The organism is Sulfitobacter mediterraneus, from assembly GCF_003054325.1.
Classification (GTDB): Bacteria; Pseudomonadota; Alphaproteobacteria; order Rhodobacterales; family Rhodobacteraceae; genus Sulfitobacter; species Sulfitobacter mediterraneus.
Window position 1 is genome coordinate 54,749 of sequence record NZ_QBKU01000015.1, and the last position, 16,478, is coordinate 71,226.

General features: G+C 57.7%; 12 protein-coding genes. 10 read left to right on the forward strand and 2 right to left on the reverse strand.

Annotation, left to right across the window (positions count from 1 at the left end; all coding sequences use genetic code 11):
• The first annotated feature begins 62 nt into the window (after positions 1 to 62).
• Genes C8N31_RS18725 through C8N31_RS18765 form a run of 9 tightly spaced genes read left to right on the forward strand, consistent with a single transcriptional unit; the run spans position 63 to position 12,197 of the window.
• A complete protein-coding gene (locus C8N31_RS18725) occupies positions 63 to 2,066 on the forward strand; it encodes a type VI secretion system Vgr family protein (protein WP_025049902.1) in 2,004 nt (667 codons plus the stop codon).
• Positions 2,067 to 2,077: 11 nt separating this feature from the next.
• Positions 2,078 to 2,683 carry a DUF6931 family protein gene (locus C8N31_RS18730; protein WP_025049901.1) on the forward strand — a complete coding sequence of 202 codons (606 nt, stop codon included), beginning with the start codon at positions 2,078 to 2,080 and terminating at the stop codon, positions 2,681 to 2,683.
• 4 nt (positions 2,684 to 2,687) lie between these two features.
• Positions 2,688 to 2,987: a PAAR domain-containing protein gene (locus tag C8N31_RS18735; RefSeq protein ID WP_025049900.1), complete on the forward strand. Its 300-nt coding sequence runs from the start codon at positions 2,688 to 2,690 to the stop codon at positions 2,985 to 2,987.
• Positions 2,988 to 2,996: 9 nt separating this feature from the next.
• Positions 2,997 to 4,415, forward strand: coding sequence for a type VI secretion system-associated FHA domain protein TagH (tagH, locus tag C8N31_RS18740; RefSeq protein ID WP_025049899.1), 1,419 nt, complete (start codon positions 2,997 to 2,999; stop codon positions 4,413 to 4,415).
• 33 nt (positions 4,416 to 4,448) lie between these two features.
• Positions 4,449 to 5,789: a type VI secretion system baseplate subunit TssK gene (gene tssK / locus C8N31_RS18745; RefSeq protein ID WP_025049898.1), complete on the forward strand. Its 1,341-nt coding sequence runs from the start codon at positions 4,449 to 4,451 to the stop codon at positions 5,787 to 5,789.
• A gap of 15 nt (positions 5,790 to 5,804) precedes the next feature.
• Complete coding sequence (gene icmH / locus C8N31_RS18750) at positions 5,805 to 7,238, forward strand: type IVB secretion system protein IcmH/DotU (RefSeq protein WP_025049897.1); 1,434 nt, start codon at positions 5,805 to 5,807, stop codon at positions 7,236 to 7,238.
• Positions 7,235 to 10,795, forward strand: a complete 3,561-nt coding sequence (gene tssM / locus C8N31_RS18755; protein WP_025049896.1) for a type VI secretion system membrane subunit TssM — start codon at positions 7,235 to 7,237, stop codon at positions 10,793 to 10,795. The genes icmH and tssM overlap by 4 nt, the downstream gene beginning before the upstream one ends.
• On the forward strand, positions 10,795 to 11,478 hold the full coding sequence (gene tagF / locus C8N31_RS18760; protein WP_025049895.1) for a type VI secretion system-associated protein TagF: 684 nt from the start codon (positions 10,795 to 10,797) through the stop codon (positions 11,476 to 11,478). The genes tssM and tagF overlap by 1 nt, the downstream gene beginning before the upstream one ends.
• Positions 11,475 to 12,197: a PP2C family protein-serine/threonine phosphatase gene (locus C8N31_RS18765; protein ID WP_025049894.1), complete on the forward strand. Its 723-nt coding sequence runs from the start codon at positions 11,475 to 11,477 to the stop codon at positions 12,195 to 12,197. Before tagF ends, C8N31_RS18765 begins: the two co-directional genes overlap by 4 nt.
• 2 nt (positions 12,198 to 12,199) lie before the next feature.
• Here C8N31_RS18765 and C8N31_RS18770 read toward each other — a convergent pair whose 3' ends face one another.
• Positions 12,200 to 14,371 carry a serine/threonine protein kinase gene (locus C8N31_RS18770; protein ID WP_025049893.1) on the reverse strand — a complete coding sequence of 724 codons (2,172 nt, stop codon included), beginning with the start codon at positions 14,369 to 14,371 and terminating at the stop codon, positions 12,200 to 12,202.
• A 34-nt stretch (positions 14,372 to 14,405) separates the two neighbouring features.
• Positions 14,406 to 14,927: an OmpA family protein gene (locus C8N31_RS18775; protein WP_231476910.1), complete on the reverse strand. Its 522-nt coding sequence runs from the start codon at positions 14,925 to 14,927 to the stop codon at positions 14,406 to 14,408.
• A gap of 237 nt (positions 14,928 to 15,164) precedes the next feature.
• Between C8N31_RS18775 and C8N31_RS18780 the strand changes: the two genes are divergently transcribed.
• The gene (locus C8N31_RS18780) at positions 15,165 to 16,022 is read left to right on the forward strand and encodes a M15 family metallopeptidase (protein WP_025049891.1); all 858 of its coding nucleotides are present in this window, start codon (positions 15,165 to 15,167) and stop codon (positions 16,020 to 16,022) included.
• Positions 16,023 to 16,478: the final 456 nt, after the last annotated feature.

Sequence of the window (16,478 nt, forward strand, 5' to 3'; positions counted from 1 at the left end):
CTTGCGCATTGGTCAGTGGGGGCCGGTTGGGCTAGGCTCATCAGAGTCAGAGAGGGCAGAACATGCTAAAGAATCTTGATCCTGCCGGTTATCCGCTACGGCTTGAAGGTGACGTCAAAGGCAAGAAATTGCTGCCGCTGACCGCAGAGGTGCGCGAAGGCGTCAGCCGCATTCCGACGGTCTCGGTTGAATTCTTTTGCGAAAACGCCAAGCTGGCTTTGACGGAACTTGTTGGCAAAACCATGCATCTGGTCGCGGCCGATGACAAAGATGCGCAAAATCGCTGGTTTCGCGGCACCTGCATCTCGGCTGAGTATGTGGGCAAGGTTGAGGTTGGCGCCCATTATCGCGCCGAGGTTCGCCCGTGGCTATGGTTTCTGACCCGTCGCACCGATGTGCGGGTTTATCAGAAAAAGACCGTCGTTGAGATTATCACCGAGGTGATCGAGGAATACGGCTTTTCCGGGCACATCGACAAAAAGCTGAACGGAAGCTATCAGCCCCGCGAATATTGCACGCAATACCGCGAGACCGATTTTGATTTCGTCAGCCGATTGATGGAAGAAGAGGGGATCTATTATTTCTTCCGCCATGAGGGCGACACCGAAAAGATGGTCCTTGCAGACGCGCCCAGTGCGCATGAACCCATCGCCGAGCCGTCCAAACTGTTGTTCATGCCGCAGACGATCAAATCCACAATTGAAGTGGCCGATCCGGTGGTGTTTGAATGGAACAACGCCGAAGAGGTCCGCAGCGGCAAGGTGACGCTGGAGGATTACGATTTTGAGACCACCTCGGCAGATCTGACGACCGAAAGCTCCAAATCCGGCGTTGCTTACATCGACCAGAAACACGAACGCTATGACTACCCCGGCCACTATCGCAAGGCGCCCTTGGGCGAGGATTTTGCCAAGGTCCGCATGGAAAGCGAAAGCGTGCAGCACAAAACCATCGAGGGGCTGTCAGATGCCGTGATGATGGGGGTAGGGCGGACCTTTACCTTGGACAAATCGCCTCGCCCGGATGATCCGACCACGGTGATGGTGCTGGAATGCGAGCATCAGTTTTTGCAGGTTCAGGCGCTGGGCGATGCGGTTTTGGGCGGCCTGTTTACCGCGCTTGGCGTTGAAGACATTGAGGCGGGTCACAATGATGCGCATTTGGTGCGCTTCAAAGCGATTGCCAGTGATGCACAATACCGCAGCCCGCAAACCACGCCCTGGCCGAACATTGGGGGCATTCACACGGCGGTGGTCACAGGCCCCTCAGGCGAAGAAATCTGGACCGACAAATTTGGCCGGATCAAGATCCAGTTTCACTGGGACCGGGACGGCAAGAGCGACGACAATTCATCCTGCTGGGTGCGCACAATGATGCCATGGTCCGGCAATCGCTGGGGCGCGATTGCGATCCCGCGGATCGGCCAAGAGGTGGTGATCCAGTTTGAAGAGGGCGATCCGGATCGCCCGCTGTGCATTGGCATGTTGTACAATGACAAAACCATGCCGCCCTACAGCCTGCCGGGCAACAAGACCCAATCAGGCGTGAAGACCAATAGCTCTCTCAAGGGGGGCGGGTTCAACGAGCTGATGTTTGAAGATAAAAAAGACGATGAGCTGGTCCGGTTCCAATCGGAAAAAAACTATGAGCAGATCGTCAAGAACAACGCGTCGATCAAGGTCGGGCTCGAGAAAAAGGACGACGGCAATCTGGATGTTGAAGTCCACAACGATGTGAACGAGACCATCAACGAGGGCAATTACACCGAACTGGTCAAAATGGGCGATCACAAGACGACGCTGGACAAGGGCGATCATGAGACTTTGCTCAAAACCGGCGACATGAAGGTCGATGTGAAAGCGGGCAAGATCGTCGTCACAGCGATGAAATCCATTGAATTCAAGGTCGGCGGATCTTCGATCAAGATGGACCCAAAATCGATCACAGTGAAAAGCCCGACCGTTACCGTTCAGGCCAATATCAAGGCCGATGTGACAAGCCCGCTAACAACTGTAAAAGCCGATACGATGCTCACGCTTAAGGGCGGTGTGGTCTTTATCAACTAGGATGCAGTGCATTGGATAAACGTTTCGAAAACCTGACAAAATTGCCATCGGAGCCTGCGGCAAAGATGTTGGCAGAGCAAAATGCAAAGCTGGAAACCCAATTGTCCGCGCCGGCGAGTGCATCAATTGGCACGGTGCTGGAAGAGTTGGAGACCAAGGACGCGCCGATTGATTTTCTGCGGTTGATGTCGGTTGTGTTGCCGGCCCGTGAGCGGGTCTGGTGGGCCTGTCTTGCGGCGCGCGATATTGTCGGGGCGGGCGCGGAAAATGCCACGCCATCGCTGGCGGCTGCCGAGGCATGGGTGTTTCAGCCCACCGATGAAAACCGCGAGGCGGCGATCGCGAGTCTCGACTACGCGCCGGTGCAGGATGACACTGTCAATTGCGCCCTCAGCGTGATGTATGCGGACGGAACATTGGGGCCGGGCGAAATGGCGCAATATCCCGGTCCGGCGGGTGGATCATCTGTGGCGGCCTTTGCTATGAATATTGAGGCGCTTGGTAAAAAGATGGATCAGTTCGACAGCTATGTCCGGCTATTGGCCGACCGGGCGCTGGACATTGCCAAGGGCGGGAACGGCGTATTCGACGCATCGGCCAAGAAACAAGAAGGATAAGACCATGGGAATGCCACAAGCCAGAATGACCGATCTGCACGCCTGTGCCTTGCCGACAACGCCGCCGCCGCCCGTGTTGCCGGTGCCGATCCCTATTGCGCCGCCCTGTCTGCCAACCGTGATGATTGGCAAGCTGCCTGCGGCGCGGGTTACCGACATGACAATGGCCGTGCCGCCGCATCCGATCGTCAAAGGGTCCGGCACGGTGTTGATCGGCAAACTGTTGGCCGCGCGGATTGGCGACAATTGCCTGTGCGGCGGTCCGATTGCAAAAGGTGAATTTACCGTGCTGGTGGGGGGCTGATTTTCCACCATGACGGTTACGCTCAAATTTCAGACCTCGGGCATGGTGCCCGGCAACGGCCAACCTGTCACGATGCGGGGCGGCAGCCTGACCGTGGGGCGCGGCCCCGCCAATGATCTGGTTTTGCCCGACCCGGACAGAATGTTGTCCAAGAACCACTTTGTGCTCGAAGAACACGATGGGCGCTATGTCATTGTGGATCTGTCCACCAATGGCACATTCCTGAATTATTCCAAAGTGCCACTGGGCCGGACGCCCAAGCCCTTAAACAGCGGTGATGTTTTGTCGGCTGGCGGTTATGAGCTGGTGGTTGAGATTGGCGCGGAATTGCCTGATCTGATGGATATCCCCGCCCCCACAGCGACGGATTTACCGGGCAATGCGGATGCGGCCTCTGATCCGTTGGCGGTTTTGAATGATCCCAGCATTGAGGGTGATTTCCTTGACGATCTGCTGGGCGCAGAGGGCGGTCCAAAAGGGCCAACGGAGATTGACACCTCGGATCCGATTGACGAATTGCTGCTGCCGATGGGCGACGAAGAAGATCCGTTCTTCAAGGTTCCCGAAGACGGCACCGAAGGCAGCGGCGCATCGCTTGAAATGCACAGCCCCTCTACCAATGACAGTTTCAAAGCGGGCGCGGCGTTTGATACTTCTCTGATCCCTGACGATTGGGACAGCCTGCTGGAACCGGACGATCCTGCTCCGGTCAGTGCACCAGAAACCGTGGTGCCCAACCCAGAAGCGGCAATAGCGCCTGCACCGGCAGCGCCCGCGCAACCTGATCCCGCGCCGGCGACGCCTGAGCCTTCGCCAGTTGCCGCTACACCGGCGGCCGGTGGCGTTGATCAAACGGCGGCAAAACGCTTTATCGAGGCGCTGGATTGTGAGGATCTGGCGGTTGCCGATGCGGATCTGGATCAAACCATGGCCCGTCTGGGGCGGGTGATGCGCACCATGATCGTTGGCCTGCGCGAGATCTTGATGACGCGCACGTCGATTAAATCGGAGTTCCGCATTGATCAAACCATGATCAGCGCCGGAGGGAACAATCCGCTTAAGTTCTCGCTCAGCGAAGATCACGCCGTTGAGGCCTTGGTCAAACCCAAATCCAAAGGCTACCTGTCCCCCGAAAGCGCAACCGAAGAGGCGCTTGATGACATCAAAGCCCATGAGGTCGCGATGGTGACGGGAATGCAGGCAGCTATCAAAGGGGTTCTGAGCAAGCTTGACCCACAGGAACTGGCAGGCCAGATTGAAACCTCGGGTGCCTTTGGCAGCATGTTCAAAGGCAAGAAAGCCCGTTACTGGGAAGTATACGAAAAAATGTATTCTCAGATATCCGACCAGGCTGAGAATGATTTCCATGAGTTGTTCAGCCGGGAATTTGCTCGGGCTTACAAAGAGCAGCTCGATAAACTGAAATAGTGCTATTTTGCGCAATAAACGGGAGGCCGGCGATTGTCCTGGGACAACAAAGTGCTTTGGACCGAGGGGCTGTTTCTGCAACCCCATCATTTCCAGCAGGCTGATCGATACACTGAATCGCTGATTGCAGGTATCGCGCGTCGAACTCTGCCGTACTCATGGGGCTTTTCGTCTCTTGAGATTGACGAAGAGGCGTTGAAGGTTGGCAAATTCAGCCTCAAAAACTGTTCTGGCCTGACGCAGGACGGCACCGTGTTTCGGGTGCCGCAAGCCGAAGATCATCCGCCATCGCTTGAGGTGCCTGAAAACATCAAGGATTGCGTTGTTCTGTTGACAATCCCGCAACGTCGCCAAGGCGCAAGCGAGGTCGACATGACCGATGGCGGCCATTCGGCCAGCCGGTTGCTGCCCTCCGAGATTGAGGTCACGGATGCCGCGGGCGCAGGGCAAAAGCCGGTGACGATTGGCGTCGGCAAGCTGCGCCTGAAATTTGCGCTGGCGGTGGATGATCTATCGGACATGCTGGCGATTCCAATTGCGCGGATTATCGAGGTGCGCCCGGACAAAGAGATCTTGCTGGACCGCTCTTTTATTCCCAGTTGTCTGGATGTGCGTGCAGCCCCCGCATTGGCTGGGTTTATCAGCGAACTCGAAGGGTTGCTGTCGCACCGGATGCAGGCGCTTGCTGGGCGCTTGTCTGAAAGCGGCCCTGCACGCGGCACGGCGGATATTTCCGATTTTCTGCTTTTGATGACGGTGAACAGGGCGCTGCCGGTGTTCCGCCATTTTGCCAACATCGAAAACCTGCATCCAGAGGCCGCCTATCGCGCATGTGTGTCTTTGGCCGGGGAACTGGCCGCCTTTATGAGCGACAACAAGGAAGCGCCGCTGTTTCCGGCCTATCAACACGATGATCTGCGCGGCACCTTCAACCCGGTGTTCCGCGCCCTGCGGCAATACTTAAGTGCGGTTTTGGAACAAACGGCGGTGTCCATCGCTTTGGAAGAGCGGAAATACGGCATCAGCGTTGGTATCATTGCCGACCGCAAATTGCTGTCCAACGCGGGTTTTGTGCTTGCGGTCAAAGCGGACGTGCCGGCCGAAGACATCCGTCGCCACTTTGCCGGGCAATCCAAGATCGGGCCGGTTGAGGAAATCCGCCAATTGGTCAATTCGGCGCTGCCGGGGATCACGTTGCGACCCTTGCCGATTGCGCCCCGTCAGGTCGCTTATCACGCGGGCACGGTTTATTTCGAGTTGGATGCAGAAAGCCCTTATTGGGGCAAGATGACCACCTCGGGCGGGATCGCCGTGCATGTGTCGGGGCAATACCCCGGCCTTGAGATGGAACTTTGGGCGATACGAAACAGCTAGGAAAGGTTTGCCGCGATGTCTGATGACGACCCGTTCGCCGAACCTGGCGATACCGACAAGACGGTGATTAAGCCCAACCCCGGCGGGCGCCGTTCGGCAGCGCAATCGCAACCTGCCGCGCCTGCGCCCGTCACGCCCCCGCCGATGTCGCAAGATCAGGCAGCGCCGCAAGGAAATGCGCCTGAGGCCTTTGGCGTGCCCACACCGCAAGGTGGCCAGCGCAGCGCCCCGGAAGCTCGCAAATCCCAGAATGAGCCAGAACTTGTCCTGACGGGGATGAACTCGCTGAATGCTTGCGCTGCACCGCTTTTTGCCTTGGTCAGCCGCATCCAGAATCAAGCCCAACATATGGACGCGGAAAAGCTGCGCCAGTCGGTTGTGTCGGAGGTTCGCGCCTTTGAGAACCGCGCTTTGCAGGCCGGAATAGCCGCGCAAACCGTCAAGGCCGCGCGCTATGCGCTTTGTGCCACGATAGATGACATTGTGCTGAACACCCCATGGGGCGGGCAATCAAACTGGGGCCTGCAATCCATGGTCGGCACCTTCCACCGCGAGACCGTTGGTGGTGATCGGTTTTATGATCTGTTGGCGCGGCTGCAAAAGGACGCGGGCAACAATCTGGAATTGTTGGAATTTCTGTACATGTGCCTCTCGCTTGGCTTTGAGGGGCGGTTGCGGGTTGAACAGGGCGGGCCGGAGAAACACCAACGTATCCGGCTTGGTCTGGCGCAGTTGATCCGGGCGCAACGCGGCGATTTTGAACGCGACCTGTCACCGCAATGGAAGGGCGTTGATAAACCCCACCGCGCCATGTCGGCATGGAAACCGGTTTGGATCGCTTTGGCCGTCACAGGGATCTTGTTGATCGCTGAATTTGCGGGATTGAGTTACGTTTTGTCGAACCGGACCGAGAATTTGATCGGGCAGTTGTCGGTGATTGATGCCGGCCCCGTGGCCGAGCTTGAACGCCGCGCGCCGCCTCCGCCGCCGGTTCCGACCAAAGATGTCCAGATCGAAAAGGTCGTGTCCTTTCTGGAACCTGAGATCAACGAAGGGTTGGTCAAAGTTTTTGGCAAGGGCAATACATTGGTGATCCGCATCGCCGGGTCTGGCATGTTCGGCTCCGGTTCCGACCGGTTGGTGGATACCTTTCAAAAACCAATTGCACGTGTGGCAGAGGCGCTGCGCGATGAGCCGGGCAAGATTATTATCGTGGGGCATTCGGACAATGTGCCGATCCGGTCTTCGCGGTTTCCGTCCAACATGCATCTGTCCCTTGCGCGGGCCAAATCGGTGATGAAATCCATGGCCGCAACGGTTCAGAAGTCCGACCGCCTTAGCGCCGAAGGCCGAGCGGATGCCGAACCTATCGCCGACAACGGCACACGGGAAGGGCGGGCCACCAACCGCCGCATCGAAGTCATCCTCGTGCAGGAGAAAGACGCATGAAGTTTCTCCGCTTTTTCCAATCCATCCACTTTGTTCTGGCGTTCTTTGCCATCGTTCTGTCGCTGTGCATCTGGTATTTTGGACCGCTGTTTGGCGGCGATGAATTCAGGCCGCTTGGGTCTGTGTTGGTCCGTCTGATAGTTGTTGCTGGTGTATTGCTGATCTTTGGGGGGATCTCGCTTGGGATCTTCCTCAAACGGCGCAGCCAAGAAACGGCGATGGTCGAAGAGATCGCCGAAAGTGTGGATTCTGGCGATGATGTTGTCGGCGATGAAATCTCGGAGCTGCGGACCAAGCTAAAGACCGCGATGGCGGATTTGCGCAAATCCAAAAACGGGCGGGCGCATCTGAACGAACTGCCATGGTATATCATGATCGGCCCGCCGGGCGCGGGCAAGACAACGGCCATCGTCAATTCCGGCATGCAATTCCCCTTGGCCGAAAAGATGGGCAAGGCGGCGATTGGCGGGGTTGGCGGGACGCGCAATTGTGATTGGTGGTTTGCCAATGACGCGGTGCTGATTGACACGGCTGGCCGCTATACAACGCAGGAAAGTGACGCCAAGGCGGACAATGCCGCGTGGCTTGGGTTTTTGGGCCTGCTCAAGAAATTCCGCAAACGCCAGCCGATCAATGGCGCAATCATTGCCATCAGCCTCAGTGATCTGGCCTTGCAGGACGAGATCACCCAGAAAGGCCATGCCAATGCGGTGCGCAAACGTCTGGTCGAATTGCGCGAAACCCTTGCGGCGCGGTTCCCGGTATATGTCTTGTTTACCAAGGCCGATCTGATTGCAGGGTTCATGGAGTTCCATGACAGTTTGGGCAAGGAAGACCGTGAACAGGTCTGGGGCTTCACTTTTGAGCTGGACACAGCCAAGGGCGATGCCTCCCCTGTGGCCGGATTTGATGAACAATTTGCCGCGCTGTTGGAGCGGCTCAATTCGCAGTCTCTTGAGAAAATGCAAACCGAAACCGACCCGCAGCGCCGGTCGCTGATTGCCGGTTTCCCCAGTCAGGTTGCTTCCATGCGCGGGGTGGCCCGCACCTTCCTGAACGAAGTGTTTCAAGAAAACCGCTATCAACAGCGGCAAATGCTGCGCGGGGCGTATTTTACCTCAGGCACGCAGGAAGGCACGCCCATTGACCGTCTGATGCTCAGCATGGCGCGGACGTTTGGGATTGGCCGGCAAGCCATTGGCAGCGGGCAGGGCGCGGGGCGGTCCTATTTCCTGACCCGCTTGTTTGAACAGGTGATCTTCCCCGAGGCTGGCCTGGTGTCTGCCGATGCCAAGGTCGAACGCCGATACAAGATCACAAAATGGGCTGCCATTGCCGCGACCGTGCTGGTCGCGCTTGGCGTTGGGGCGCTGTTGGTGCGGTCCTTTCAGGGCAACAGTGCGCTGATCGCCGAGGCCAATGAAAATGTCGCAAGCTATAGCGTTGTGGCGGCGGCCCTGCCCAGCAGTCCGATTGGCGATACCGATCTGGTGCCGGTGGTTGAGGCACTGAATGTGCTGCAAATGCTGCCCGACAACCCCACAGTGGATGCGCCAAAGCCGGAGGGCAAACTGACCTATGGCCTCTATCAAGGCGAGGTCATCGGATCGCAGGCGGCACAGACGTATCGCCGCGCCTTGAACCAGCGGTTTTTGCCCCGGCTCTTGCTGCGTCTGGAAGAACAGATCAGCGGCAATATGAACAACCCTGACCTGCTTTATGAGGCGCTGAAGATCTATCTGATGCTGGGCTTGCAAGGGCCGATGAATCAGGATCTTGTCCGTGAATGGATGGTCTTGGATTGGTCGCTTGCCTATCCCGGTCCGTCCCGTGATGCCTTTCGCGCCGACCTTGAGACACATCTTGAGGCGCTATTGACGCAGCCGATGCAAGAGATTGCGCTGAATGGTCCCTTGGTCGAACAGGTGCAGGGTTTGCTGTCTGAAATGCCATTGGCGCAGCGAGTTTATAACGGCATCATCAACAGTCCTGCCGCGACCGAATTGCCAAAATGGCGGATCACGGATGTCAGCGGGCCAGCGGTGTCGCGGGTGTTTGTGCGGTCCTCCGGTAAGGCGCTCAACGAAGGGATCGAGGGGATCTTTACCCATGCGGGGTTCAACCGGGTGTTCTTGGATGAGGCTTTGGGCGTGGCGGCGCGGATTCAGCGCGAAAGCTGGGTGCTTGGTCCGCGCGGCGAGGCCGAGCAAACCGAACAGGCGTTGTCCGCACTCAGCCGGGATGTGCTGGATCTCTACTACAACGACTATATCTCGCGCTATGACGCGATTTTGGGGGATGTGGACATCATCCCGCTAGAATCTCTTAGCCATGCTGTTGAGGTCACCAATGTCCTGTCTGGTCCTACCTCGCCGATTGTGAACCTGCTTGAGGCGATTGCGGAAGAGACCAAGCTGGCCTCTGAGACAGGGGCCTCTGGTGGATCTGGTGTCGCGGCTGACCTTGGTCAAGCGGCGGACAATGAGGTGCAGCGTTCGGTCAGTTATCGGACGCGTATCTTGCTAGAGGCGCTGTCGAAATCCGCCGCTGCAACGGGTGCGCCGCCCCCCAAGGCACCGGGCACCTATGTTGAAGAACGGTTTGAGTGGCTGCACCGGCTTACAGAAGCCCCCGAACCGGGCCTTCCGTCGCAGCTTGGTGAATTGATGACCCTGCTGACAGAGCTGTATCAAGAGCTAAATAAGATGAGCTTTTCCGGCTCGTCCACGGATGGCGAGGGGGGCATCGCAATCAAACGGTTCCTTGATGCTGCTGCCCGCGCAGACGGGCCGCTGGAACGCTGGGCAACACAAATTGCGTCCGGATCATCCGGGATCACATCGGACAGCACCCGTTCGGGTATCAATGCGCGCTGGCAGTCCAGCATTCTGCCATTCTGCCAACAGGCGCTGACCGACCGCTATCCGTTCAATCAAAGGGCGCGGGCCGATGTGGCCATTGCCGATTTTCAAAAACTGTTTGGCCCAAGCGGTCTGATTGACAGTTTCGTCAATGAAAACCTGCTCAAGTTCATCGACACGCGCACCCGGCCTTGGTCGTGGAAACGTGTGAATGATGTGGATTTGGGGATCAGTCCTGCGGTCCTCAAACAGCTGCAATATGCCGCCGAGATCCGCGAGGCGTTCTTTGCTGGTGGCGCAACGCCAACGATCCAGTTCCAGATCATGCCCCAAGCACTTGATCCCAAGGCCAAGTCTGTGGCGCTGGAAATTCACGGCAGTCAGGTAAACTTTTCTCACGGAGACCGGGCGCCAACGCCGGTGTCGGTGGAATGGCCGGGCGGGGTTGGGCTGGCGCGTTTGGTGTTTGACCCGCAGCCCCGCAACATCGAAAGCGTGCTACAACGCGATGGTCCTTGGGCATGGTTCCGGCTGTTGAATGCAGCAGCGGTTCGGCGCACCAATGTATCTGATCGCAAGCGGGTGATCTTTACGGTGGGCGGGCGCATCGCGATCTTCCAGCTTCAGTCCGGCTCGGTGATCAATCCATTTGCCTTGCCTGCCTTGTCGAAATTCAGCTGCCCAAAGACATTCTGATGGGGGCGGCTGGGTTTGGTGCGTATGGCAAAATTCCCAGCATCGGGGATTTCTTTCGACTGGATCCGCCCCCCGGCTTTGTCTCCGTTTGGGACACTTGGCTGCAGCGCTGTTTGGTGTCGGGCACGCATACCTATGGCGGGCAGTGGGATGCCCTTTACATGTCGGTGCCGATCTGGCGGTTTTGCCTTTCACCGGGGCTCGCCGGGGCGGGCAAGATCATCGGCGTATTGATGCCATCTGTGGATCGGGTCGGGCGGCGGTTTCCGCTGACACTGGTGGCATCGCTGCCCTCGGATGGGCCTCTTATGGCGGACCATTTTTCCAATGCGGATTTGTTTGCCAAACTCGAAGAAATTGCGCTGGCCGCACTCGATGATGAAACGGGCCGTGATGGTCTGGCCGCAGCCTTGGACGGGCTGGCTGCCCCGCGGGCAGGAACGGGTGCGCAGGTGTCGCAAGGCGCGGACCGGATGACCCTTAAGCAAACTGGAGCAGAGCCTGATCTTTTGGCAGCACTGGCCGGACGGTCCATGCCCGCGCATCTCAGGGCGCCGAGTGTTTGGAGCGCACAGATAGAGGGCGATCAACGGTTGCTGGTTTGCGAAGGCCTGCCAGAAGGGCCCAACATGCAGGCTTTGTTTGATTTTGATGCACCCGTCTGGGCAGAGGAGGCGACATGAGCGACGTCACACAGGTGCGCTATAATGCACGGACCCATGTCGGGCTCAAACGGGCGGTCAATGAGGATTCCTTGCTGGCGCTGCCTGAACAGAAAATCTGGGTGGTGTCCGACGGTATGGGCGGCCATGCAGCAGGTGATTATGCCAGCCAGTTGATCACCGGTCTCATTGCCACGATTGATCCTGATTTGCCTGCCGCCGAGACCATGCACGCGTTGCGCGGCGCGATCCAAACTGCCCATGGCGTGATCCTAAAAGAAGCGCAAGCACGGCAGGTCGAAGTGATCGGCGCGACCGTGGCGTGTCTGGTTCTGGCCAATTCGCATTTCGTAGGAATCTGGGCCGGGGACAGTCGCATCTACCGGTTCCGGGATGGTGAGATCCAGATGTTGACGGCTGACCATTCCATCGTCGCCACGTTGGTTCAGTCCGGGCAAATGACCTGGGACGAGGCCGAGCAGCATCCTCAATCCAATGCGATCACCCGCGCGGTCGGGGTGGGTGAAGATCTGGAGCTGGACAAGGTGCGCGGCGAAGTGGAGCCGGGTGACCGGTTTTTGCTGTGCTCTGACGGGCTGACCAAATATGCGACCTTTGCGATGCTCGAACGGGTACTTGCGCAATCACCGCTGGAGACGATCACCGACCGGTTGATCCAGATCGCATTGGATGGTGGCGGCGCGGACAATATCACTGTGATTGTCGTGGATGTTGACTGACCCTAGCGCGTCGCGGTGGTCAGGATCTTACTGTCGAGTGAATAGATCTCGGTTTGGCTGACACCCTCTTGGGCCAGCAATGCCTCTGAATAGCTGAGCGCGGACTCGCTGGTGGGGCGCATTTCATCGAACAAGGGCGCGCTGGAATGGATCACGATGATCTTGGATTTTCCAACCGTTGAATCGTCCACCCGAAAGGCGATTTCGCCGTTCTCTCGTGGGCTGTTCACCGCATGGGCCACCCGAATGGTCTGCGGTCCCGCTTCACCATTGCGCAGGTCCTCTACTGCGTTGTTGGTGCGACTGATGTTGGGCAATAGGTGAAAGACATTGCCGGATACATCCAGGACCGAAACCGAAAGATAGCCAGTGGTGATTTCCGCCGGCAATTGCACATCAATCACCGGGTTTTCGCCTACGATGAAATCACCGGTCAGGTTCGGGGCGTTGCCGTTGTCACCTTGATAAAAGGCCACGTCGATTGCGCTGGTCGGGGCTTTGGGCAGGATGCTTTCCATCAGGCACAAAGTTGGGTTCAGCAGATCAACCGCGACGTTCACCTGTCGATCACCTGCAACCGCGCCAAGCGCGTCACTAAGGGCGGCGCGGCTTTGTTGGCTGGCCATTGTGCCGCCGACCGTGATCTCACTGCCCAGCCCATAGCCCACCGCAGGCGGGTTGATCAGGGACAGCGGCCCACAATCGGCCCGCGCCTTGAGGATCGGGGTCAGCCGCTCTGCTGGTATAACAATTTCGTTCAGGCGGAAGGCCGCATCCGTTTGCAGCGCCCCAATTGTGCCTGTTTCAAACAGCGTTTGCAGTTGGTCATAGCTGGCTTTGTCCGTTGTCTCGCCTTCGATTTCCACATCGTTGCCCGAGATAGAAATTCGCCAAACCTCCAGATCATCCACGGCGTCCAGAATGGTCAGGATATCCGTGCCCCAGCTTTCCGCAATTGCGCCGCTGGCAAGGGTCAGATCGGTGGTGCCATTGGCGGCGCGTATCCGTTCGCGAATGTCGTCGGCCACCACATCTGATGGCACAAACCCAACGGCGCGGGGCAGGGCGTCTTTGGCGCGGGCCATGGACAGGCGGTAAGGGTCAGCGATGGGCAGGCTCGGGGCTGAGGAAAATATGCCGGACAGGAACAAACCTATCACTGCGGCCACCACAGCCAACCCGGCAATTACCGGAACCAGGATTCGGGATTTCTGCGGTTCTTGTTTAGATTTGTCGGGTGCGGCTGGCTTGGCCTGAGCAGGGGGCGGCGCCACGGGTTGTTTCTTTGGCAGGGGCGCGATGATTGTTGCATCTGACAAATCATCGGCTTCATCCTTAGCCGTATCGGCGTCCGTGCCATCCAGTGCCGCCAAAACTTCTGCCGCAGTTTGATAGCGGTTGTCCGGCACCGGATCGGTCATCTTGTCGAGCAGGGTTTTCAACGGCTCTGGCACGCCATCGGTATCAAGCGCCAATGCCTTGTTCTTGACCACCTCCATCGGGTTGTTGCCGATGTCGGGGGATTTGCCGCGGAAATTGGCCAAAAGCAGCGCACCCAAGGAATAGATATCCGTCCGCTCGTCCGTTTTGCCCGCCATCTGTTCGGGCGCGGCATAGGCGTATTTGCCAGCAAATTCGTTTCCGACAATGGTTTCGGCGCCGGGGTTGGTGTCTTTGGCAATGCCAAAGTCGATGATCACCGCCTGCGCAGGATCTCCGCCGCGCAGGATAACGTTGTCGGGTGACAGGTCGCGGTGGCAAATGTTATGCGCATGGGCGGCCTGCAACCCTTGGGCAACGCGCCGGCAAATGACCAACAGATCCTCCGCCGCCATCGGCCCGTCTTTGAGCTTTTTGTCGAGGCCCGGACCATCCACATAATCAATCAGCAGATAGACATGGCCATCCGGCGTGCGGTTGTTATCGGCATAGCGCACCACCGCGTCATGGCGGATCTCGCGCATCGCTTCTTCGCGGGTGAGCAACAGCAGATAGTCATCGTTGTTGGCAAATTCGGTCTTGAGAACCTTCAGCGCAACCAGACGGCCAGAAATTTCCGATCTGGCGCGATAGACATCAGATGTCCCGCCCCGGCCCAGAATGGCCTCGATCCGGTAGGTGTTGTTGACCAGATCGCCAATCTGGAACAGATCGCTGGGAAGGGATTTTGTCATGGTGCTGTCGCTGCCGCAGGGACGGCGAGATCCATCAACCTAATGCCTGAAATTCAACGCGCCGGTTGTCATCGCTGCGGGGATCGGATGCATCGAAAGGCGCGCTTTCGCCCAGACCAATCGCTTCGAGGCGGTTTTCATCTACGGCGCATTCGTTGACCAGATGCCGCTTGACCTCTTGGGCGCGCAGCAAGGACAGGTTTTCGTTGTAAGACGCTGATCCCGAGCTGTCGGTGTGTCCAACGATCTGGAACAGCTTGACGTCAACGGCGTTCATCACCTGACACAGTGTATCCAGCTTTGACTTCTGGTCATCGCGCAACGAGGCACTGTCAAAATCGAACTTGATCTTGATGTTCACCTGATCGGCTTTGTCCACCTGTGAATAGGTGGTTTGCGCAGGTTGAACTGCGGCGGTTTCCGTCGCCGTGTCTGTACCAGTCCCATCCGCAGGTACCAGTACCAGCCCACGGGTCTTTTGCTTTTCGAAGGCTTGAGTGATCTCTTCTGCGGTCATTTCAGAAGTGGTCTGCGCGGCGGCGAAGGTCAGAGGCATTGCAGAAATTGCAACTGCAAGCGTCATACCCATAAATGTTCTACTGCGAGAAATCATAACGCGCTTCCTTTCAAGGGGATCGGGATAATATAATCAAAGTCTATCCTAGCCAGCCCAGTCTCACAACGGTTTTGAGCCGGCTGTGCAACTCTGAGGTGGTTTCCGCTTGGCCAGAGCGCCGAAGCAGGCTTTACTCTCGCCAAGCTGTTTCGGCAGCATTTTGTTGGACATCAGATCATGCGCTTGCTTCCTGCGATCCTTATCAGCCTGGCGATTGTCTTGGCCCCAATCATCTGGTTGTTGCTGCCCGCGGTGTTGGTTGAGGAAAACCTGATCGATGGCCCCGCGATTGATTCCGGCGCCCGTATCGAGATTGAGATGCTCAACCAGCGGGTTGAAGATTTGCAAATTCAAATGGAACAATTGACCTCCGAGTTGTCCAATGTGGCGGCGCAGGCATCTCGTGCGCCCATGGGGAGCGGGGGTGGATTGAACACGGTGCCGGATGACGCGGATACCTTCCGTCAAAGCGGGCCAAACGAGATCATTGATTCCTATGCGCAGGTGGTTCTGATCGCCAACCGCCGCAAGGTAAATGACGGGCTGGTCATTGCTGGCCCGCGCCATCTGACCAAAGTGTTCGGTCCCCCGCGAGAGGTTTTGTCCGACAATTGCGAAGCGATGACCAATCCGCGGTTGAAAGGAAAGCTTGTGACGGAGAAGGTGGGGCCCATTCGGGTCCGGATGCTGCAACCAGCCATCGATTCCCTGCGCGAGATCATGAAAAACATTCAAGTGACGGACCCCGATCTGTATGCGCGGATCAACACAGCAGGCGCATTGTGTGTGCGACAGATCCGCGGCACGCGGGGGCGGGCATCGACCCATTCCTTTGGGCTTGCGGTGGATCTCAATATCGACGGCGTTCTGGATACGTTGGGCGACGGCAAGACCCAGCTTGGCCTGACCATCCTCGCAGATTTTTTCCGCAGCGAAGGTTGGGTCTGGGGCGCGGCATGGGGCCGCGAAGACAGCATGCATTTCGAGGTCAGCCGGCAACTGCTGGACGAATGGATCAAAGACGGCAAGCTTTGAGCCACAGGGTCGGGCTGCCGCGCGACATTTTTCCGCAAATATGTTAGAATACGTCAGCGCAGGCCGAAGGCCTGATTGAAATCCGACCCTTGAAGCGGCTCAGGGGCCTTTGCGCTATTGAGCGAGCGGTGATTGGTGGCGGCGAAGTGCCCGCCCTTTTTCTTTACGCCGATTGGATATCGAAATGGATCATACTCTTTTCTTGCAGCTTCGCGCTGTGCTGAACCGATACTATCTACCCGCGCCCGCGCCGCCCGCTATCTGCGCGGTGTCCGTCGTCAGGGATTTTGGAACCAAGAGCGGCTTAAACTAAGTGAGAGTTTGGCTCATCTGGTTAGTGTGATTATGCGGCGTGTTTGCCGTGATGCAAGCGTCGCGTTTCGAGCGTCTTGCGTTTGATCCTTTCGCGTTGTTTTAGAATGGCTTTGTCACGCCCGAAGTAGACATCTGCGGGCG